Raw genomic sequence first — 19,414 nt, 5'->3', positions numbered from 1 at the left:
AGTGGTCTGTGAATAAGAGAGCAACTATTGAATGAGCTTTGAGTGCAAAGAAAATCAATGAAAGAAGACTTGAAACGCTCAGAATCCCTGCCGTGTGGGCGTTCAGCGCGGTTTTGGAGGAATCACTAGATGTTGTGGTTAAAAAGCGTGCAGGCAAAATTGATGTGGTATGCAAGTTTTTGTGATGTCTGCACGTATCGGGATGCGACGTGTCGGTAGAGTATAAGGGTGGCGTCGTAACACCGCAGTGGCCCACAGGAAGTGATAACTACTATAAAAGGAAAAGAACAATGAAAGGCCTGAAACCTACCATGCTAGCGCTGTGCGTTGCAGGGGCAGCCCCTGCGGCCATGGCGTTCCAGCCGTTGGATGAAGTCTCGATGGGGAACATTACCGGGCAAGCGGGTGTTACCATTGAGCTGGAAACCCGGCTAAATATTGATCGGTTTATCTATACCGATGAAGGGTCGCTGGAAATCAACGATATCTTCATCGGCGGTGCCAACCGCACGGACATGTTCTCTGAAATGGGTGTGAACCTGGTTGGGCAGGCGAGTGATCGCCTGGATAATATCCGCGTCAATATTGATATTGCCAGCGATGGCGATGCGATTATCAACCTTCTGCCCCTGAGCTTTAATGCGGTTGATTTCCGTATGACGACAGGTGCCTGGAATCTGACCGGCACCGATGGCAGCACCACCATTATGGATAATTTCCAGTTGGACATGCTGATTGGCTCTGGCACCATCCGGGTGGATACCGCCACGGATACCCTGAGGCTGTTAACGGATATCGCCATTGATGACATGGACTTTGACATTCCGTTCCTGGCCATGGGTATCCGGGATCTCCGGCTCACCGGGGCGGACTATGATCTGCAGGCACCACAGCCCTTGCGGCTGTTCGCCAATGTAGATCTGGATATCTTCAAGGGCACCAATGCCGCTGGCACGGAGGTTCTGGCCATTGAGATGGACAGCTTCCGGGCAGATCTGAGCATTGGTGGTGTGTTGATTGGTGGCACATCGATTGGGTCGGTTATGCTGGACGACCTGGCGATTACCAATACCTCGATGCGCATCTACGGCCATTGATGACTTGAGCGTTGCCCGAAAACCAAAACGGGGCCTTTGTGGCCCCGTTTTGGTTCTAGCGGAAGTAAGCTCAGTCCAGTAACAAGCTGTCGTCGTCCACTTCCAGCCCGCGTTGTTTCTCGAACAGGCCGAGCAGGTCTTTCACTTCCAGGCCTTCCCGGTCTTTACCCGCAATGTCGAACACCACCTGGCCCTGGTGCAGCATGACTGTGCGGCTGCCGACTTCCAGCGCTTGCTTCATGCTGTGGGTGACCATCAGGGCGGTCAGCTTCTGTTCTTCAATGATTTTTTGCGTGAGTTCCAGAACAAAGTTGGCGGTTTTTGGGTCCAGGGCGGCGGTGTGCTCGTCCAGCAACAGGATGCTGGAGGGCGTGAGGCTGGCCATCAGAAGGCTGACGGCTTGTCGCTGACCACCGGAGAGCAGGCCCATCTTGTCGCCCAGGCGGTTTTCCAGGCCCAGCTTCAGAGTAGCCAGGCTATCCCGGAACTGCGGAAGGTACTTGCTTTTGACCGCGGTAGTCAGGCCACGGCGCTGGCCACGCTTGATGGCCAGGGCCAGGTTTTCCTCGATGGACAGGTTCTCACAGGTGCCGGCCAGGGGGTCCTGGAACACCCGTGCCACTCGCGAGGCCCGTTTGTGGGTGGGCAGGCGGGTAACGTCCTGGTTGTCGACAATAATCTGGCCACTGTCCACCATCACCTCGCCCGAGAGGGCGTTCAGGAAGGTGGACTTGCCAGCACCATTACTGCCGATAACAGTTACAAACTCGCCCTGGTTGACGGTCAGGCTCATGCCCCGCAGTGCGGGGTTTTCCAGTGGCGTCCCCTTGCCAAAGGTGAGCCGCAGATCGGTCGCGCTGATCATAGTGCCTCCTCAGGCTTTTTTGCGGGTGAAGCGGTTGGCGAGATTGGTTCGCACGCCGGGCAGAACAATCGCCAGGGTAACCAGAACCGCGGTAATCAGGTTCAGATCCTGAGCCTGAAGACCAAGTACGTCTGCATTCAGTGCGAAGGCTATGGCCAGGCGGTAGATGATGGCCCCAATCACGCAGGCCAGCAGGGCACGCATAACGGTAGATGGCGTGAGTACCGCCTCACCACCAATGAGGGAGGCCAGGCCAATAACAATCACGCCCACACCCATGGTGACATCGGCTGCCCCCTGGCTCTGGGCGAACAGGGCGCCGGCCAGGCCCACCAGGCCGTTAGACAGGGCAACACCGAGGATAATCATGCCCCCGGTGGCGATGCCCTGTGCCCGCGCCATGCGGGCGTTGGACCCTGTAGCCCGCATCGCCAGGCCGGTTTCCGATTTCATGAAGCGCCACAGCAGCACCAGGGAGACCGCCACGACTATCAGGAACAGAATCACCGGTACCTGATGGAACTCCAGGCCGAGGGAATACCAGGGCGTAAGCACCGTTTCTTCTGTTAACAGAGCGATATTCGGTCGGCCCATGATGCGCAGGTTTACCGAGTAAAGCGCGATCATGGTCAGGATGGAGGCCAGCAGATTCAGGATGTTGAGTTTGACGTTCAGGATGGCCGTTACGGCACCTGCAGCCATGCCTGCCAACGCAGCAAAGCCGGTGGCGACCCAGGGGTTCCAGCCTTCCAGGATCAGTACGGCGGCTACAGCAGCACCCAGGGGAAAGCTGCCGTCCACTGTCAGGTCGGGGAAGTCGAGAACACGGAAAGAGAGGTAAATACCAAAGGCAACCAGACCGTAGATAAGGCCGGTTTCAAGAGCACCGTAGAATGCAATTTCACTGAGCATGGGTAGTTAATCACCGTGAAAGAAAACGGGCGGGCCCTTTTGGGGTCCGCCCGTGTTGGTCAGGCGTTACTTGTCGCTTTTGACGACTTCTTTTGCGTCCTGGATGAGGTCTTCGGACAGGGTAATACCCATGCGCTCACCGGCGGCCGGGTTTACGTACAGGTCCAGCTCTTCCATGGTTTCAACGGGCATGTCGGCGGTGCTGGCACCTTCCAGAATGCGCACAACCATGGCGCCGGTCTGGCGGCCGTGGTTGTAGTAGTTGAAACCGAGAGCGGCAACGGCGCCACGCTCAACAGTGGCAGTGTCTGCCGCGAATACCGGGATCTTGGAGCGTTCGCCAACGGAAATGACCGCTTCGGCGGCACTGATCACGGTGTTGTCGGTGGTCAGGTATATGGCGTCTACCTTGCCGACCAGTGAGCGGGCTGCGCCCAGCACTTCGGATGTCTTGGTGGCTGCGCCTTTAACCAGTTGCATGTCGCGGGCGGCCAGGCGCTCCTCTAAAAGTTCAATCAGGGCGGCAGCATTCGCTTCACCCGGGTTGTAGACAGTGCCGATACGCTTGGCGTCCGGCATGATGCGCTGAAGCATGTCCAGGTGCTTCTCAATCGGAAGCATGTCGCTCACACCGGTGATGTTCGCCCCCGGTGCGTCAAGGCTCTGCACCAGTTTGGCGGCCACCGGGTCAGTCACCGCGGAGAACACAACCGGTATGTTGCGGGCAGCGGCAGCGACGGTCTGGGCAGAGGGGGTCGCGATGGCAACGATCACGTCCGGGCTTTCACCCACGAACTTACGTGCAATCTGGGAGGCAATCGCTGAGTTGCCCTGGGCGCTTTCGTGCATCAGGCGAAGATTTTCACCCACGCGGTAGCCGCGCTCGGCCAGTTCATCTTTGATGCCTTCGTGAGCGGCATCCAGAGCGGGATGCTCAACAATTTGCGTGATGGCAACTACACGGGTTTCTTCAGCCTGAACCAGGCTTGCTGCTGCCAGCAGCGAAGCGCCGATCAGGGTGCGCAGGGACTTCTTGGCCATATGCCCATCTCCGAGTCAGTGACTGATTTCCCCTTTGGCCGGGGCGGAAAAATGAAAGTGCGCAAGTTTACCACAGGGATATAGGTTTCGGGGTAGGGATAGGCGATACTTTATCAGTTGCTATTGCGCATTTGTCTGAAATGCAGATATTTTGGTTCGGTCACGTTTTGACGTGCAGGGGTGTGTTGAAATAGGCTACTAAAGTCTAATAATACGCTATCCCCAAACTATAAAGACAAACTAGGAAGGTCCATGGACACAACAAACAAACTTCCCCTCGACATGCTGTACCACTGGGAAGCCACTAAAGCTGATTCCCCTTACATGACTCAGCCGATTGGCAACGGCAAGGTGGTGGAATACACCTGGGGCCGGGCAATTGATGAAGCCCGCAGGATGGCATCCTACCTGAAGTCCCTTAACCTGCCGGAAAAGAGCCGCATTGGCCTTATTTCGAAGAACTGCGCGCAATGGATCATGACCGACTGGGCGATCTGGTTGGCTGGCCATATTTCCGTACCCCTGTACCCGACCCTGAATGCGGATACCGTCAACTACATTCTGAACCATGCTGAATGCGAGGTTCTGTTTGTGGGCAAGCTTGACGACTGGGACAGTATGAAGCCGGGTGTTCCGGATTCCGTGCGTTGCATTTCCTACCCTCTGAGCCCGCCCAACGATTTCGAAACCTGGGACGACATTGTGGCCAAGTACCCGCCGCTGGAAGGTAAGGTGCACCGCGAGCCCGAAGAGCTGGCAACCATCGTGTATACCTCCGGCAGTACCGGACGGCCCAAGGGCGTAATGCTCAGTTTCGAAAACATGGCATTCGCCGCTGCCGGGGGCATTGAGACTCTGGGTGTGGGCCCCGAGGAGCGCATGTTGTCTTACCTGCCGCTGGCCCATGTATTCGAAAGGACGTTCGTAGAGCTGGGTTCGCTGTATGCCGGCTTCCATCTGTACTTTGCCGAGTCTCTGGATACCTTTGTTCAGGATCTGCAGCGGGCGCAGCCTACGTTGTTCCTGTCTGTGCCGCGCCTGTGGGTGAAGTTCCAGCACGGTGTGCTGCAGAAGGTGCCCAAGCAGAAGCTGGAACGGTTGCTGAAGATTCCGCTGGTCAACAAACTGATCAAGAAGAAAGTCCTCAAAGGTCTTGGCCTGGACAAGGTCAAGCTGGCTGGCTCCGGCTCCGCGCCGCTGTCCAACGATGTGCTGGACTGGTACCGCAACCTGGGCCTGGAGCTGCTGGAAGGCTACGGCATGTCTGAGAACTTTGCCTACTCGCACATGAACAAGCCGGGCCGTACCCGCACCGGATACGTGGGCGAGGCGCTGCCGGGTGTTGAGGTGAAGATCAGCGAGCAGGGCGAAGTGCTGGTCAAGAGCCCGGCCACCATGATGGGTTACTACAAGGACGAAGAGAAAACCAAGGAAACCTTTACGGAAGATGGCTTCCTGAAGACTGGCGACAAGGGCGAGATAGACGAAATGGGTCGCCTGAAGCTGACCGGCCGCATCAAGGAGATCTTCAAGACTAGCAAAGGCAAGTACATTGCCCCTGCGCCCATTGAGAACCGCCTGATGTCGCACGACGCCATCGAGATGGTGTGTGTGTCTGGTGCCAACCAGACCCAGCCCCATGCTCTGGTACTGCTGGGTGAGGAGATTCGCCCGAAGATGGCCGATGAGAGCTTCCGGAAAGAAATTGAAGAGAGCTTCACTCAGCTGATCAAGGATGTGAACAAGACCGTTGATCCCCATGAGCAGTTGGCGTTCATTACCGTGGTCAGCGATGAGTGGTCGATTGAGAACAGCTTCCTGACCCCAACGCTGAAGCTCAAGCGTAACGTGGTTGAAGACGCCTACCAGGAGAAAGTGGATAGCTGGTATGCGAAGAAGCAGCCAGTAATCTGGCAGTAAACGCGGTGCGCATTACCCGGTAAACAACAAGGTCCGGCAATTTGCCGGGCCTTGTTGTTTCGGTGGCCGTTATAGCCTCGCACGTATCAGGTGATTGCTCTGGAATTGGATATAGATCGGCTCATCAGAATAATGGGGATGATGCCCGCCAGTACGATGATCAGCGAGGGCAGGGCGCTTTGATATAGCATTTCGTCGGAGGCGAACTGATATACGTAGGTGGCCAGGGTATCGAAGTTGAAGGGGCGCAGGATGAGTGTGGCCGGTAACTCTTTCATGCAATCCACGAACACCACCAAAGCTGCGGTTAGCAGTGTGCCCCTGAGCATTGGCAGGTGAACCCGTACCAGAGTTTTGCCTGGGGTATGGCCAAGCGAGCGCGAGGCCATGTCCATGCTGGGAGTGATTTTCTGAAGGGCACTTTCCACACTGCCGGCTGAAACCGCCAGGAACCGAACGGTGTAGGCAAACACCAGAGCAAAGGCGGTACCGCTCAACAATAAACCGGTGCTGAAGCCAAAGTATTCCCGCATCAAGCCGTCCAGCCAGTTGTCGAAGCCGGCCAGGGGAATGATGACTCCAACCGCAAGCACGGCGCCAGGCATGGCGTAGCCCAGGCTGGAGAGGCGCATTAGCACCTGCATGCCCCGGGTATTGTGCAGGCGGCGGCTATAGGCCAGGGTGACGCCAATCAGCAGGGTTGTGAGGGCGGCAGTGCCGGACAGGAACAAGCTGTTGAAGGTATTGCGAATGAAACTCGGGTTCCAGCTTTCACCAAAGTATTCCCAGGCGTAGTAGCCAAGCGTGGCGCCGGGAATGATGAAACCGAATAACAGTGGGACGGCGCACACTGCCAAGCAGATCATTTGCCGTGGAAACGACATGGTGAAGCGGTGGATGGGGTCGCGGTTATCGCGGGCAGCGAATTGTTGCTGGCGCCGGCGGGAGTAGCGTTCCAGCGTAACCAGTATGACCACAAACATAAGCATGGTGGTTGCAATCTGGGCGGCCCCGCCGAGGTTGCCCAGGTTCATCCAGGTATCAAACAGACCCAGGGTGAGGGTTTGTACGGCAAAAAAGTCGACGGTGCCGAAGTCGTTTAGCGTTTCCATCAGCACCAGCGACAGGCCCACCGCGATGGCGGGGCGGGCGATGGGCAACACCACGCGGAAAAACGTGCTGATGGCGGAATGGCCAAGGCTGCGGCTGACGGCAAACAGTGACGGTGATTGCTCCATGAAGGCGGCACGGCCCAACAGGTACACATAGGGGTAAAGCACCAGGCCGATCATCAGGACGGCACCCTCCAGGCTACGAATTTCCGGGAACCAGTAGTCTGCAGCACTCTGCCAGCCAAACCATTCCCGTAGGCTTTTCTGCACTGGTCCGGCGTAGTCGAGCAGACTGGTGTATACGTAGGCAATCACGTAGGCCGGCACAGCAAAGGGCAGTAGCAGGGCCCATTCGAAGAATTTTCGCCCCGGGAATTCGCACATGGTGACCGCCCAGGCGGTGGACAAGCCGATGATTAACGTGAGCAAGCCCACACCAATCATCAGCTTGATGGTGGTTGTCAGGTAACGGGGCAGGGTGGTTTCCATCAGGTGTGGCCAGATGTTCTCGTCAGGGAACAGGGCCAGGTAAAGCACCGAGAAAACGGGTAAGGCAACAATGGCGGTTGTGATCAGGGCGCTGATCATCCAGCGTTTTGAGGTGCGTTTGGCCAGAAGTGGTTGCGAAAGCCCCGGATTGGCACTGGAAACGACCTCGGTCATGCTTGTCCCGTTATGAAAGTGGTGATGAGAAGAATTGCGATTTTAGATACTGAGGAGGCTCACTGCAATGACGGGCGTCATTTCTGCCTCTGATAAAACAAGACAAAAGGGCACCGACGTGCTGTCGGTACCCTTTCCTGGTGCGTTTCTGGTTAGCGCCTGCCGTTGGTGCTGACCAGAGGGCCTGCTTAGCCGTCGAAGTCGACTCGATCTACCAGGCGAACGGCTGCGTTGCGGTTGTTGGCGATTTCCTGCAAAGACAAGCGGTCCGGGTTCATTTCACCCCACTCGGCGACCATGCCTGTCGGTTTTACCTCCGGATTCGCTGGGTACTCAGCGTTGGCCTCGGCGTAGATGCGCTGGGCGTTCGGTGAGGACAGGAACTCCATCAGTTTGATGGCGTTGTCTTTGTTTGGCGCACTCTGAGTCAGGGAGATGCCGCTGATGTTTACGTGGGTGCCACGGTCGTTGGCGTTCGGGAATACCAGGTTGACCTGCTGTGCGATCTCCCTTTGGTTGTCATCCGCAAGCATGTTGCCATAGTAGTAGCTGTTGCCTATGGACAGGTCGCAAACGCCTTCGGCGATGGCCCTGATCTGATCACGATCGCCACCCTGGGGCTTGCGGGCGAGGTTATTCTTGACGCCGCGCAACCATTCTTCGGTTTGCTGCTCACCGTGATGGGCAATCATCGACGAGATCAGTGCAACATTGTACGGATGTTTGCCGCTGCGGGTGCAGATACGGCCTTTCCATTTTTCGTCAGCCAGCTCCTCATAGGTGCTGATTTCACCTTCTTCGACACGGTCTTTGGAGGCGAAGATCAGGCGGCCGCGGGTAGTCAGGGCGAACCACTTGCCGTCTTCGTGGCGAAGGTTTTCCGGGATGTTCCTGTTCATGGTGTCGCTATCGACCTCAGACACCAGGTTCTTTTCAACCAGCTCGTTGATACGGGAGATGTCGACCGTCATCACCACGTCTGCCGGGCTGTTACGGCCTTCACGCTCCAGACGCTCTGCCAGGCCCTGCTTTGCAAAGACAACGTTGGTCTTGATGCCGGTTTCATCAGTGAAGGCGTTAAGCAGGGGCTCAAGCAGATAAGCCTGGCGGTAGGAATAGATGTTGACTTCGCCATCAGCGGTGGCGGCCATGGGTGTGGCGGTCAGGGCGATGGCGACAGCGGCGGCTAATTTCATTCGCATGGTGTTTTCCTTCCTTTTTTCTGGCTCACCTGAGAGAAGAACTTACAGGCAGTTAAAAACGACAACCATTCTCATTGCTATCAGCGTTTGAGTCAATAACTCGGTAGGGATATTTGTGTAAAAATGGTGTTATGCTTGATAACACTATAAAAAACAGGCCAAAAACAGGGTTTCCGGGGTATGGTGGACAACGATCGCAGAGTGCACAGCCGCACTGCTTTGAGTGCTAAGGTCAAGGTGGTACACGAACAGTTTGGTGAGTTCGTGTTTTCAACGCGGGATATCTCGGACGGGGGCGTGTTTATCGTTCTGAATGACGAGCCCTTTGCTCCGCAGTTGGGCGACAAGGTGACAGTGCAGGTGCAGGGCTTGCCGGTACCGGCTCCGATACTCGACATGGTGGTGGTGCGGCAGACCAATGACGGTTTCGGGTTGCAGTTTGATCAGAGTGATGAATAGTCCGTGGATTGTCCCGGCTGAATCCTGATAATAAGAGCCTTACAGTCTGAGTATTGAAAGGATGGCTTTACTGATGACTTCTGCTTTTACAGGGCGCACCGGGGTGCTTGTGGTGTTGTCTTCGTTGCTTGTGTTGAATGGCTGTGCCAGCTATTACACCCATTATGCAATGTTTCCGGCTGAGACCTCCGCAGGCGAAACCCGCCAGGTGAGGGTTTCCTGGCAAAGTGCTGAGTATCCCGGCTGGTGGCTGGCCAGCAATAAGGCGACGCCTATCCGGCTGGAAACCCAGTGCAGCGAACGCGTTTGGCGTATTACTGACCCAAGCCATCGCGATAGTGGCGCTTGCGCCGAGGGGGTCAGGGCCTGCGGTGAGCCCGGGAAAGACCTTCTCGCAGTAACGGGACAGCCTGTTACCGGCAAGGAGGTGTGTTTAGAGGTTGAGCAGGGAGCAACCCTGCAGAGTGTTGCCGATATTGGGTCGAGTTTCGGCCTGCTGGTGAGCTGTCGGCCGCAGCACGCCGTAGTCAGGTATGGCGACGAGGAGGTAAATCTGGATTACCTGCGTCCGTCACCGGTTGCCTACATCGTTCACGCCAGAAAAGTTCCCAGGGGCACGCTCAGCGCCCGCCTGCCGTCTTTCAATGAAAGCGAGTGCAAAGAAGACTGACGAGTGTGGCACTCCGCCTGTGATGGCGTTCACGATGCTACATTCTGTTGCGGTTTGATAACTTGAGTTACCCCGTGTTTCCTTTCTATGGCATTTGGATACCAAACTGTAATGGTGTCTTTTCGTCAGAGTGGCAAACTGGTTTGTATCCATTAATCCAGTTTTCTGAGGTGTGCGGTGGGAGTCCAGCAGAAGAAGATCGCGGTTCATGATCTGGAGGTCGGCATGTTCGTGTCTGATCTGGATCGGCCGTGGCATCAGACACCGTTCCCCATTCAGGGCTTCTACATCCGTTCCCAGAGCGACATCCGGGCGCTGGTTTCTCACTGTAAGTGGGTAAAGGTGGATGTGGCCGAGACCCGCCAATCTGCTGAGCAGACCAAAGAAGCTGGTGTACCCTTTCGCAAGGCTCCTTCCAGCCGCACCAATGGCAGGACGCAGCTGCAACTGGCGCCGTTGAGTATCCGTGAGCCGGTTATCTACCAGACTGCCACCACCCTGAAGAAAGAAGTGAAGGCATCCCGCCGTTTGCTGGCTGATACGGAAAACGCCTTGAAAGAAACGTTTGCATCAGCTGAATCTGGTCAGATGCCGGATCTTCGACCTGCTGCCGAGGTAGCTCGTAAGATGGTGGCGAGCGTCGCCCGTCAGCCGGATGCGTTGCTGTGGCTCAGTCGCACCCGCCAGTATGATGATTACATTTATCGCCATGCCATTAATACTGCGGTTTGGGCTCTGGTGTGTGGCCGTCAGCTCGGGCTGAATGAAGGCCTTTTGCACCACCTTGGTACCGGTTGCCTGCTGTCACAGGTGGGTAAGACCGAGTTGTCCAAAGAGCTGCTGGCGCGCGAGCATCAGCTAGGGCCGGAGGAATACGCGGAGTACCGCAGTTACGTAACCCGGGGCGTGAAGCTGCTTGAGCACGCCGGCTTGTCACGTGCGGTGATGAGTGTGGTTCAGGGGCACCGGGAGCGGCACAATGGTTCCGGTTTTCCGCAGGGGATCCGCGGCGATCGTATTCCACTGCTGGCAAAGGTGGCAGGTATCGCTGAGTTTTTCGAGTCGATAACGGCGCCCCGAGACAACCAGCAGCCTTTGACCCCCGCCAAGGCAGTTTCTCAGCTGTACGACATGCGCAACATTGAGTTTCAGGAAGACCTGATTGAGGCCTTTATCCAGGCCATCGGAATTTACCCCACCGGTTCACTGGTGGAGCTGTCTGACGGGCAGCGGGGGATTGTGGTTTCACATTCACCGGAGCGTCGGTTGTGGCCTCGAGTGATGGTAATGCAGGGGCCGGATTGCCAGCCCCTGAAAACCGCCAGGATTATTGACTTGGCTAAATTCAACCAATCCCGGCCGGCCTCGGAAGCGATTACGGTGCGGGACTGCTTGCCTCATGGAACGGAGGGCCTGGACCCGGCCCTTTACGATGTTACCGGTGCCGAAGCCCGGTGGTCGCTCAACAGTCTGATCAATCGATAACAACCCGCAACTGTTTGCGTACCCAACGGTAGGTGTTGGCTGGTCTGAAGTTGATCAGCAGCTCCGATTCTCCGCCGCTGGGCCCGGCCACAAAATAGTCTACGTTTGCATCTTGCCAGCTCCAGGCGTGGACCACCACGTCTTGTTCCCGTTTGCTGATTGCCTCCAACTCAGCCAGCTCAGGCTCTCCTCCTATCTTGCGGATGGCGACGGTCTTGATTCCGGTGTCGCTGGCGGGGTGGTTGGCTTTGTGGTCGTCCAGGTAGTAGCGGCGCCCGATTTCCCGGGTGATGGCATTCAGCTCCCGGCGAAGGTAGGTTCTGGCCCGTTCGTTGTCTACATCTTCCAGAGTGCGCACGGCCTGGAGTATTCGGTTGCGGAGGTTTTCCAGATCTTCCCGGTAGTCGGTATCCGGATCAATGTCGTCGTCGTTCTCCGGCCGTGGCGGCGCGTTGTTGATGTCGTCGTCTGTGGGTGGAGTGGAGCAAAGCTCGTCGTCTTCCGGGTAGAAGCAGATTTGCGCCAGTAGCTGGTTGGCGGGTGAATCTTCGGCGGTGAACTCCGCCTGATTGACGTTGAAGTCTAAGGTATTCGGTAGATCAGGATTGCTTAGTGCCGCGTTAAGCTGACCAATCACTCTGGTGCGGATATCAATGCCTGAGCCTTCCGGCACGTTCTCTGTCCAGTTCAGTGCCATCAGGAATCGCGTCATATTCAGCAGGGTGATGTTGTTGAGCTGCTGTTGTTCGCTGATAGTGTGGTCCCGAAGTTCCTCGTCATTTACGCCGGGCATGTTGAGGGCGCTCCGGGTCTCTGGCAGAAATTCGAGAAAGGTAACGTATTCCCGTGCCGGAACGTCAGAGACAATGGGCAGATTGCCAACGTTGAACGACAGGGTTTCGCCAGGATAGTAGCTGAACCGGCCCTGATCATCGGTTGTGCCGGTCTGGCTGGCGGTTTGGTAACCCAGACCACTAACCCCCAGAAAGTGCACGCGCCCGGTGCTGGTGTTGTCTGAACCGGAGCTGCCGCCGCCGTCCAGGCAGCCCGCCAGGACAAATGCGGCGGATAAGAGTAAGAGCAGGCGGGTGAAGTGAACGAATGTCATAGTGTGTCGTACAATCCCTTCGCGTTGGCCTGGCGCATCCGGTGCCGGGTGTCAGGCTTTTGTAAGTTGTTGTAACGGCATTATAGGGAGGGCTGAAGAGGTATATCGGGAAACCTGTCGCAGTTTCTGCGTTTGCCGTTGGTTTGCCTGGTGGTGCTCACCCCTTGATTTTTGTCAGATCGCCACAATCACATAGCTCTCTATCTATTTGCCGGTTTCGGCACATGTTCCTCTCAAATAACGGTTTGGTTATGACCTACGCATTGGAAATTGAAGGGTTGGTCAAAAGCTACAGCAGTGGCTTTCAGGCGCTTAAGGGGATTGATCTGCAGGTGCAGGAAGGCGATTTTTTCGCACTGCTGGGCCCGAATGGTGCCGGAAAATCCACCACTCTGGGCATCGTGTCTTCGTTGGTGAACAAATCTGGTGGCCGGGTGAGGGTATTTGGCAATGATATTGATACCGATCTGTCCGCCGCGAAGCTTAACCTCGGCGTAGTGCCTCAGGAGTTCAACTTCAATCAGTTTGAAAAAGTCTTCGATATTGTCACCACCCAGGCCGGTTACTATGGCATTCCACTCAAGCAGGCCAGGATCTCGGCGGAGAAGTACCTCCGTAAACTGGGCCTGTGGGATAAACGCGACACCCCGTCTCGGATGCTGTCTGGTGGCATGAAGCGTCGGCTGATGATTGCCCGCGCGCTGGTGCACGAACCACGCCTGTTGATTCTCGACGAGCCCACTGCCGGCGTTGATATCGAGCTGCGCCGCTCCATGTGGCAGTTCCTGGAAGAAATGAACCGCCAGGGTACGACGATTATTCTGACCACCCACTACCTGGAGGAAGCCGAAGCGCTTTGCCGCAACATTGCGATCATTGATCACGGCGAGATTATCCGGCATACCAGCAAGCGCGAGCTATTGAAGCAACTGAGTGTTGAAACCTTTGTGCTGGATACCGAGCAGCCTCTGGATGCAGCTCCGGAACTCGCGGGCTTCCATTGCCAGCTTAACGATGACGGCGCACTGGAGGCCGAGGTGGCCAAAGGGCAGGGCCTTAACGCTCTGTTCGTTGAGCTGGAAAAGCAGGGCATCAAGGTAATCAGTATGCGCACCAAAGCCAACCGGCTGGAGGAGTTGTTTGTGCGTATGGTGGAAGATAACGCCCGAGAGACCAACCGGCAGGCGGAGGTGAAAGCGTGACCTTACAGGCACTGTGGACTGCGTTTTACACGATTGTCCTTCGTGAGATTCGCCGCTTTACCCGGATCTGGCCTCAGACTCTGTTGCCACCGGCTGTCACCATGACGCTGTACTTCATTATCTTCGGTAACCTCATCGGCTCGCGCATCGGTGAAATGGGCGGTTACGACTATATGCAGTTCATCGTGCCGGGGCTGATCATGATGGCAGTGATCACCAGCTCCTATGCCAACGTGGTGTCGTCGTTTTTTTCCATGAAGTTCCAGCGCAGCATTGAGGAGCTCCTGGTGTCGCCGGTGCCCAACTGGACCATCCTGGCCGGTTATGTCGCCGGGGGCATGGCAAGGGGGCTAAGTATCGGCTTGATTGTTACCCTGTTGTCTCTGGCCTTTACCCAGTTATCTATCCATAACCTGCCCATGGTGGTTGTCACGGTGTTTCTGACTTCCGCCCTGTTCGCCCTGGGCGGGTTTATCAATGCCATGCTGGCAACCAAGTTCGATGATATTTCGATTGTGCCCACTTTTGTGCTGACACCACTGACGTACCTTGGTGGAGTGTTTTACAGCATCGATATGTTGCCGGGGTTCTGGCAGGGCGTATCAATGGCCAATCCCATCCTCTACATGGTGAATGGCTTCCGCTTCGGCATACTGGGTGTTTCGGACGTTAATCCGTTTGTCTCCCTTGGTATGATTCTGGTTTTCATTGTCCTGCTGGCGACCATTGCATTGCGTATGCTTGCCCGGGGCAAGGGTATCCGCCACTGACAGGCTTCAGGAAAGACTATGGCTTTGCACAATGCGCCGCTGGGTAAGTCCAGCGACTATCCGGATCAATACGATCCGACACTGCTTTTCCCGGTTGCCCGTGAGGAAAACCGCCGCCGTATCGGGCTGGAGGATGGCCGCTGGCCGTGGTTTGGTTCAGACCTCTGGCAGGCCTGGGAAATTTCCTGGTTGCGGCCCGGCGGCGTGCCTGCGGTTGCCTGGGGTGAAATCCGGTTTCCGGCGGCGTCGCCGTCGATTATCGAAAGTAAATCCCTGAAACTTTACCTGAACTCACTGAACCAGGCGGTGTTTTCTTCGGCGGATCAGGTTTCCGAGACGATCACCGCAGACCTCTCCAGTGCCTGCGGTGCCGCTGTGGATGTCCGGCTTTACAGTGTCGACGAATCGGCTCTGGCTGAAGGTCGGCCGAGGGACTACGAACTGATTGATGATGAACCGGTGGAAAACGTGGTTTATGAATACTCAGCGGAGTCTCTCAGAACAGGTACAGAGGTGGTTAGTGAACAGCTCTGTTCGCACCTGCTGAAAAGCAATTGCCCGGTCACCGGCCAACCGGACTGGGCAAGTGTGTTCATTCGCTATACCGGCCCGAAGATAGATCGTGCGGGTTTACTGCGTTATCTGGTCAGTTTTCGCCAGAAGCAGGATTTCCACGAACACTGCGTGGAAACCGTGTTTACGGATTTGATGGCCCGGTGCCAGCCAACGGAATTGATGGTTTGTGCTCGTTACACGCGGCGTGGTGGGCTGGATATCAACCCGTGGCGCAGTACAAGTGCAGAGGGTGATGCCGGGCCGAGGTTGGTCCGGCAGTAGTTAGTCGGTGTCGTCTTCCTGACGCAGCCGGTCGGCTGCGTCTTCAAGCGCGGCGAGTACGTCTCTGCGTTCCCTTTCGGTGATCTTGTCGGAGTCCAGGTACATGGCAAAGCCACTGTGTTCATGCTCCAGGAAGCTGCGGTTCGGTCCCATATCCCGGCGGAAGTCCACTACCTCGTAAATGGGCACCGGTTTGCCGAATCCCTTCACGGTAATCTCGCCTTTGTCCCGGCACATGATCCGGTCTTTAATCAGCGAGAAGGTCTCGTAGGACACCAGAATCTCGCCAGGTTCTGCGAGGCTTTCCAGCCGGCTGGCCAGGTTCACTTCCTTGCCGATAATGGTGTAGTCCATCCGGTTTTCCGCGCCGAAGTTGCCCACGGTGGTGTATCCGGTGCTGATACCCATGCGGATCTCAAGCGGGGTTTTGATGCCCTGGCTCCGCCATTTCTGGCGCATGATCTTCATATGTTTGCGCATGTCGATGGCCATGGACACACAAGCAAAGGCGTCTTCCCGTTGGCCACGGCTGGTAGGGTCGCCAAAAAAGATCATGATGGAATCGCCGACGAATTTGTCGATGGTGCCACCGTATCGGAGAGCGACTTCCGACATTTCATTGAAGTAGTGATTGAGCAGTTCGGTCAGGGCTTCGGGTTCCATTTCCTCAGACAGTTCGGTGAAGCCCTTGATGTCGGAGAAGAATACGGCCAGTTTTTTGCGCTGGGTTTCCAGCCGAACGTCACGCTCGCCGGTAAAGATGGATTGCCAGACCTGCGGCGACAGGTATTTGGATAGCTTGTGGGAGAGCGCGATAGACTGTTCACGCTGGTTCTGGATCTGGGTTTTTGCCAACAACAGTGTGCGGGCCTGTTGGTGGGAGTAGTAGGCGGTTACGCAGATATAGACGCCGGTAGAGGCCAGGGCCAGGATGCTGGTCAGCAGTGGCGACTGCAGGCTGTCGGCAACGCCGAAGGCTGCTGCGGCAGCGGCAAGTGAGGCAAACATCAGTGCCGTGCCGAATAGCCATTGGCGAATACCGCCGACGATCAGGCAACTGAACATCAGCATCAAGACAACAGATACTGAGGGAATGGCAATGAGGCCGCTAAGGCCGATGAAGGTGCCACCTATCACGCAGTCAAGAAACAGCATTTTTTGCCGGATACGCGGTGAGCGGCGAAGAAAGGTGCGTCTGGTCACCAGGTGCACCAGGTGTGGCCAGGTGAGTGCTCCAGCCACAAACCAGAGCAGCCATTGCTGGTATACCCCCTGAAGGATTCCAGTCACAATAATCGCGGCCGTTGCAGTGTAGGCTATGATTCGGCCGTTGTAGTCCGGCATGGGGGGAATGGCCACGGTGTGGTCGTGGATTTCCGTGGAAGCGAGTTTACCCGCGCTGCTGGCGACATTGCGCAAATCGGCCTGTGCGCTCATCATGTCAGAACCGGGTCTTCCCATTGGCAGGAAAGTACGATCCTGCAGTTGCGAAAAATTTGTTGGTCACTCATTGTATGCTGCCGAACAAGTTATCGTTGTTGGTCGTTATTCTTATGCGCTGTTACGACTAAAGGTTAACAGTATTAAGTATAACCCACAATTCACTGAGGCTTCTTCGCCCTCAGGGTAAGAGATTCAGACATCCTGACTGTGAGCCAGTATGACGTCCGTAACCCGCTTTCTGCTTGATAGAGCATCCGAACCTCGTTTAGAAACTCCTGCACCGCCCCGGCAAATTATCGACGTGGCGTTTCAGTGCGCTGCCCGGGCCCCAGACCATGCCTTGCTGAGGCCATGGCGCTATCTAGTGGTGGAGGGGGATGCCAGGCACGCTCTGGGAGAGTTGTTTGCCAGGGCCTGCAACGATAACGCCAGTGAGCAGGAACTCGAGAAAGCCCGGCGTGCGCCACTCAGGGCGCCGATGGTGATTGTGGGTATTGCAACACCAAAATCGCACCCGAAAGTGCCGGAGGTTGAGCAGTTGATGTCGGCTGCCGCCGGGATGAGTTTTCTTGGCCTTGCCCTGCGGGATGCCGGTTATGGGGTAATGTGGCGGACCGGGGGGGTGGCGTATCATCCCGAGGTTCTTGACGGGTTGGGGTTGGAGCCGGGTGAGTCAGTGGTTGGTTTCCTCTACACCGGTAAGGTTTCAGCCAACAAACCCCCAGTGCCGCGCCCTGATACCGGGGATTTCGTCAAGGTTTGGCGTGGCCCCGGGTGCCAGGAAAGCTGGTAACCGGCCTGTAGCCATCGTGATAACGGCAATCCGTTTAACCGCTAAGGGAAACGGTTTGCCGCCTTTGCCATCAACCTCATTCTATTGCCGCCCAAATTCTGACCATATCCCTCTGAAAGTCACGTCTCCCAAGCACTCTCGGAAACTGGCACCACCTTTGCTTTGAATCTTCCAGAACGCAATTCCGGCAAGCCGTCGTTCAAACGGTGCCGGTGCAGAATTCCGGAGGCAGTCATGGCAATTACATTTGATCGGGCATTGGGTATCCACGAGCACGCACTCCAGGCTCGGGTGCAGCGTGCTGAAGTACTCGCCAACAATCTGGCCAATGCGGATACCCCGGGCTACAAGGCAAGAGATATCGACTTTCGCGCGATGATGCAGAAGGCCCAGGAGTCTGTCAGCGGTCTGCAAATGGCGACCACCCACCATGGCCACATGGATACCTCCAGCCCGGGCAGCGATGGTGAACTGCTCTACCGCAATCCGCAGCAGCCGTCGATAGACGGTAATACCGTGGATGCCCAGGAAGAGCAGAGCCGTTTTATGCGTAATGCCATGGACTACCAGGCCAGTTTCCAGTTTTTGAGTAGCAAGTTTTCAGGACTGACCAAAGCCCTGAAGGGTGAGTAAGCCGCAGTCATTTACGATTTGAGGAGATTGCCATGTCACTGGGCAACATTTTTGACATCGCCGGTTCCGGCATGACCGCACAATCCCTGCGGCTGAATACTACGGCTTCCAATATCGCGAACGCCGAGACTGCCAGTTCCAGCACAGAAAACGCCTATCGCGCACGCAAGCCGGTTTTCGCGGCCATTCAGCAGGCGATGCTGAACCCCGACCATCAGGGTTTCGGAACCAGCCTGAACGAAGGGCCCGGCGCCGGTGTGCGGGTTGAAGGGATCATTGAAAGCGATGCCGAGCTCCAGATGCGCTACGAGCCTAACCATCCGGCCGCTAACGAAGACGGCTACGTGTTCTATCCGAATGTGAACGTGGTTGAGGAAATGGCTGACATGATGTCGTCTTCCCGCAGCTTCCAGATGAATGTGGACGTCATGAACACTGCCAAGTCCATGATGCAACGAATCCTGACGCTGGGTCAGCAGTAAATCGTAAGGAGTGAGTCATGAGTGCAGTGAATTCCGCATCGGCCTCAGACGTACTGAGCCAGTACAGGGTTAACCAGGACGACAAGGCCCGTGGTGGCAGTGAACTCGGTAAAGACGCCTTTATGGAGCTTATGCTTGCCCAACTGAAGAATCAGAACCCGCTGGAGCCACAGGACAACGGCGATTTCATATCTCAGTTGGCTCAGTTCAGTTCGCTGGAGGAAATGCAGAACCTGTCGAGCACGGTTGAGGATGTGGCTGGGCAGTTCCGGTCGAGCCAGGCGTTGCAGGCATCTGCGATGGTTGGTAAGACCGTACTTGCGCCGTCCAGCGTGGGTATTCTTGGCAATGATGGAGAGATTACTGGCACGATCGAGGTGCCTGCGTCTACCGGCGGTCTGCGCTTGTTGGTGATGAGCCAGAACGGTGAACTGGTTCGCCAGATTGATATGGGTAGCAGCCAGGCTGGCGTCGTCTCCTTCCGGTGGGACGGTGAGGACGGCAACGGCAATCCTTTGCCGCCTGGTCCGTACCAGATCGTCGCGCAGGGCTCTTACCCGTCCGGCCCTGAGCAGTTGGGCACCATGGTCAGCGCCAATGTGGACAGCGTGTCTCTGGGCAAGGGTGGTTCCATCACCCTCAATCTTGCCGGTATGGGCTCTATTGCCCTGTCCGATGTCAAACAAATTAACTGATCCGGTGTCAGACCAGGAGGTATAA

19 protein-coding genes are annotated in these 19,414 nt (G+C 56.3%); 12 read left to right on the top strand and 7 right to left on the bottom strand.

Annotated features, from left to right (window positions below; genetic code table 11):
* Positions 1–290 precede the first annotated feature (290 nt).
* On the top strand, positions 291–1,097 hold the full coding sequence (locus ABIE59_RS12225) for a DUF6160 family protein (RefSeq protein ID WP_354447242.1): 807 nt from the start codon (positions 291–293) through the stop codon (positions 1,095–1,097).
* A gap of 70 nt (positions 1,098–1,167) precedes the next feature.
* Here ABIE59_RS12225 and ABIE59_RS12220 read toward each other — a convergent pair whose 3' ends face one another.
* The 3 genes from ABIE59_RS12220 to ABIE59_RS12210 all read right to left on the bottom strand — a co-directional run bounded on the left by ABIE59_RS12220 (position 1,168) and on the right by ABIE59_RS12210 (position 3,915).
* A complete protein-coding gene (locus tag ABIE59_RS12220) occupies positions 1,168–1,962 on the bottom strand; it encodes an ABC transporter ATP-binding protein (RefSeq protein ID WP_354447240.1) in 795 nt (264 codons plus the stop codon).
* A gap of 9 nt (positions 1,963–1,971) precedes the next feature.
* The gene (locus tag ABIE59_RS12215) at positions 1,972–2,874 is read right to left on the bottom strand and encodes an ABC transporter permease (RefSeq protein WP_354447238.1); all 903 of its coding nucleotides are present in this window, start codon (positions 2,872–2,874) and stop codon (positions 1,972–1,974) included.
* Positions 2,875–2,940: 66 nt separating this feature from the next.
* The gene (locus ABIE59_RS12210; protein ID WP_354447236.1) at positions 2,941–3,915 is read right to left on the bottom strand and encodes an ABC transporter substrate-binding protein; all 975 of its coding nucleotides are present in this window, start codon (positions 3,913–3,915) and stop codon (positions 2,941–2,943) included.
* A 252-nt stretch (positions 3,916–4,167) separates the two neighbouring features.
* On the opposite strand from ABIE59_RS12210, the gene ABIE59_RS12205 reads away from it, so the two are divergent.
* Positions 4,168–5,835 carry an AMP-binding protein gene (locus tag ABIE59_RS12205; RefSeq protein ID WP_354447234.1) on the top strand — a complete coding sequence of 556 codons (1,668 nt, stop codon included), beginning with the start codon at positions 4,168–4,170 and terminating at the stop codon, positions 5,833–5,835.
* Positions 5,836–5,921: 86 nt separating this feature from the next.
* Here the strand turns inward: ABIE59_RS12205 and ABIE59_RS12200 are convergent, their stop codons facing one another.
* Together ABIE59_RS12200 and ABIE59_RS12195 are read right to left on the bottom strand one after the other, a co-directional pair.
* On the bottom strand, positions 5,922–7,610 hold the full coding sequence (locus tag ABIE59_RS12200) for an ABC transporter permease (RefSeq protein ID WP_354447232.1): 1,689 nt from the start codon (positions 7,608–7,610) through the stop codon (positions 5,922–5,924).
* 188 nt (positions 7,611–7,798) lie between these two features.
* Entirely contained in the window at positions 7,799–8,812 is a 1,014-nt protein-coding gene (locus ABIE59_RS12195) for a Fe(3+) ABC transporter substrate-binding protein (protein WP_354447230.1), read from the bottom strand.
* A gap of 180 nt (positions 8,813–8,992) precedes the next feature.
* Between ABIE59_RS12195 and ABIE59_RS12190 the strand changes: the two genes are divergently transcribed.
* From ABIE59_RS12190 to ABIE59_RS12180, 3 genes are all read left to right on the top strand, one after another.
* Entirely contained in the window at positions 8,993–9,271 is a 279-nt protein-coding gene (locus ABIE59_RS12190) for a PilZ domain-containing protein (protein WP_354447228.1), read from the top strand.
* Positions 9,272–9,344: 73 nt separating this feature from the next.
* Complete coding sequence (locus ABIE59_RS12185; protein ID WP_354447226.1) at positions 9,345–9,941, top strand: hypothetical protein; 597 nt, start codon at positions 9,345–9,347, stop codon at positions 9,939–9,941.
* Positions 9,942–10,118: 177 nt separating this feature from the next.
* Positions 10,119–11,426 carry a cyclic di-GMP phosphodiesterase gene (locus ABIE59_RS12180; RefSeq protein ID WP_354447224.1) on the top strand — a complete coding sequence of 436 codons (1,308 nt, stop codon included), beginning with the start codon at positions 10,119–10,121 and terminating at the stop codon, positions 11,424–11,426.
* Here the strand turns inward: ABIE59_RS12180 and ABIE59_RS12175 are convergent.
* Positions 11,416–12,534, bottom strand: coding sequence for an organic solvent ABC transporter permease (locus ABIE59_RS12175; protein ID WP_354447222.1), 1,119 nt, complete (start codon positions 12,532–12,534; stop codon positions 11,416–11,418). The genes ABIE59_RS12180 and ABIE59_RS12175 overlap by 11 nt on opposite strands.
* A gap of 251 nt (positions 12,535–12,785) precedes the next feature.
* Between ABIE59_RS12175 and ABIE59_RS12170 the strand changes: the two genes are divergently transcribed.
* The 3 genes from ABIE59_RS12170 to queF are packed head-to-tail and all read left to right on the top strand — an operon-like array spanning position 12,786 to position 15,343.
* Positions 12,786–13,736: an ABC transporter ATP-binding protein gene (locus ABIE59_RS12170; protein WP_354447220.1), complete on the top strand. Its 951-nt coding sequence runs from the start codon at positions 12,786–12,788 to the stop codon at positions 13,734–13,736.
* On the top strand, positions 13,733–14,506 hold the full coding sequence (locus ABIE59_RS12165) for an ABC transporter permease (protein WP_354447218.1): 774 nt from the start codon (positions 13,733–13,735) through the stop codon (positions 14,504–14,506). The genes ABIE59_RS12170 and ABIE59_RS12165 overlap by 4 nt, the downstream gene beginning before the upstream one ends.
* 18 nt (positions 14,507–14,524) lie before the next feature.
* Entirely contained in the window at positions 14,525–15,343 is an 819-nt protein-coding gene (gene queF, locus ABIE59_RS12160; RefSeq protein WP_354447216.1) for an NADPH-dependent 7-cyano-7-deazaguanine reductase QueF, read from the top strand.
* On the opposite strand, the gene ABIE59_RS12155 is transcribed toward queF, so the two are convergent.
* Entirely contained in the window at positions 15,344–16,783 is a 1,440-nt protein-coding gene (locus tag ABIE59_RS12155; RefSeq protein ID WP_354447214.1) for an adenylate/guanylate cyclase domain-containing protein, read from the bottom strand.
* Between the two features lie 220 nt (positions 16,784–17,003).
* Here ABIE59_RS12155 and ABIE59_RS12150 point away from each other — a divergent pair, with 220 nt between their 5' ends.
* The 4 genes from ABIE59_RS12150 to ABIE59_RS12135 all read left to right on the top strand — a co-directional run bounded on the left by ABIE59_RS12150 (position 17,004) and on the right by ABIE59_RS12135 (position 19,389).
* A complete protein-coding gene (locus ABIE59_RS12150) occupies positions 17,004–17,579 on the top strand; it encodes a nitroreductase family protein (protein WP_354447212.1) in 576 nt (191 codons plus the stop codon).
* Between the two features lie 234 nt (positions 17,580–17,813).
* Positions 17,814–18,212 carry a flagellar basal body rod protein FlgB gene (gene flgB / locus ABIE59_RS12145; RefSeq protein WP_354447210.1) on the top strand — a complete coding sequence of 133 codons (399 nt, stop codon included), beginning with the start codon at positions 17,814–17,816 and terminating at the stop codon, positions 18,210–18,212.
* A gap of 32 nt (positions 18,213–18,244) precedes the next feature.
* Positions 18,245–18,694 carry a flagellar basal body rod protein FlgC gene (flgC, locus tag ABIE59_RS12140; RefSeq protein WP_354447208.1) on the top strand — a complete coding sequence of 150 codons (450 nt, stop codon included), beginning with the start codon at positions 18,245–18,247 and terminating at the stop codon, positions 18,692–18,694.
* Positions 18,695–18,711: 17 nt separating this feature from the next.
* Positions 18,712–19,389 (top strand): flagellar hook assembly protein FlgD, encoded by a 678-nt coding sequence (locus tag ABIE59_RS12135; RefSeq protein WP_354447206.1) that lies wholly within the window; start codon positions 18,712–18,714, stop codon positions 19,387–19,389.
* Positions 19,390–19,414 lie beyond the last annotated feature (25 nt).

Origin of the sequence: Marinobacter sp. MBR-99, assembly GCF_040547575.1 — a bacterium.
Taxonomy (GTDB): Bacteria; Pseudomonadota; Gammaproteobacteria; order Pseudomonadales; family Oleiphilaceae; genus Marinobacter.
The sequence above is the reverse complement of the archived record's forward strand: the minus strand, read 5'-3'. Positions and strand labels throughout refer to the sequence as shown.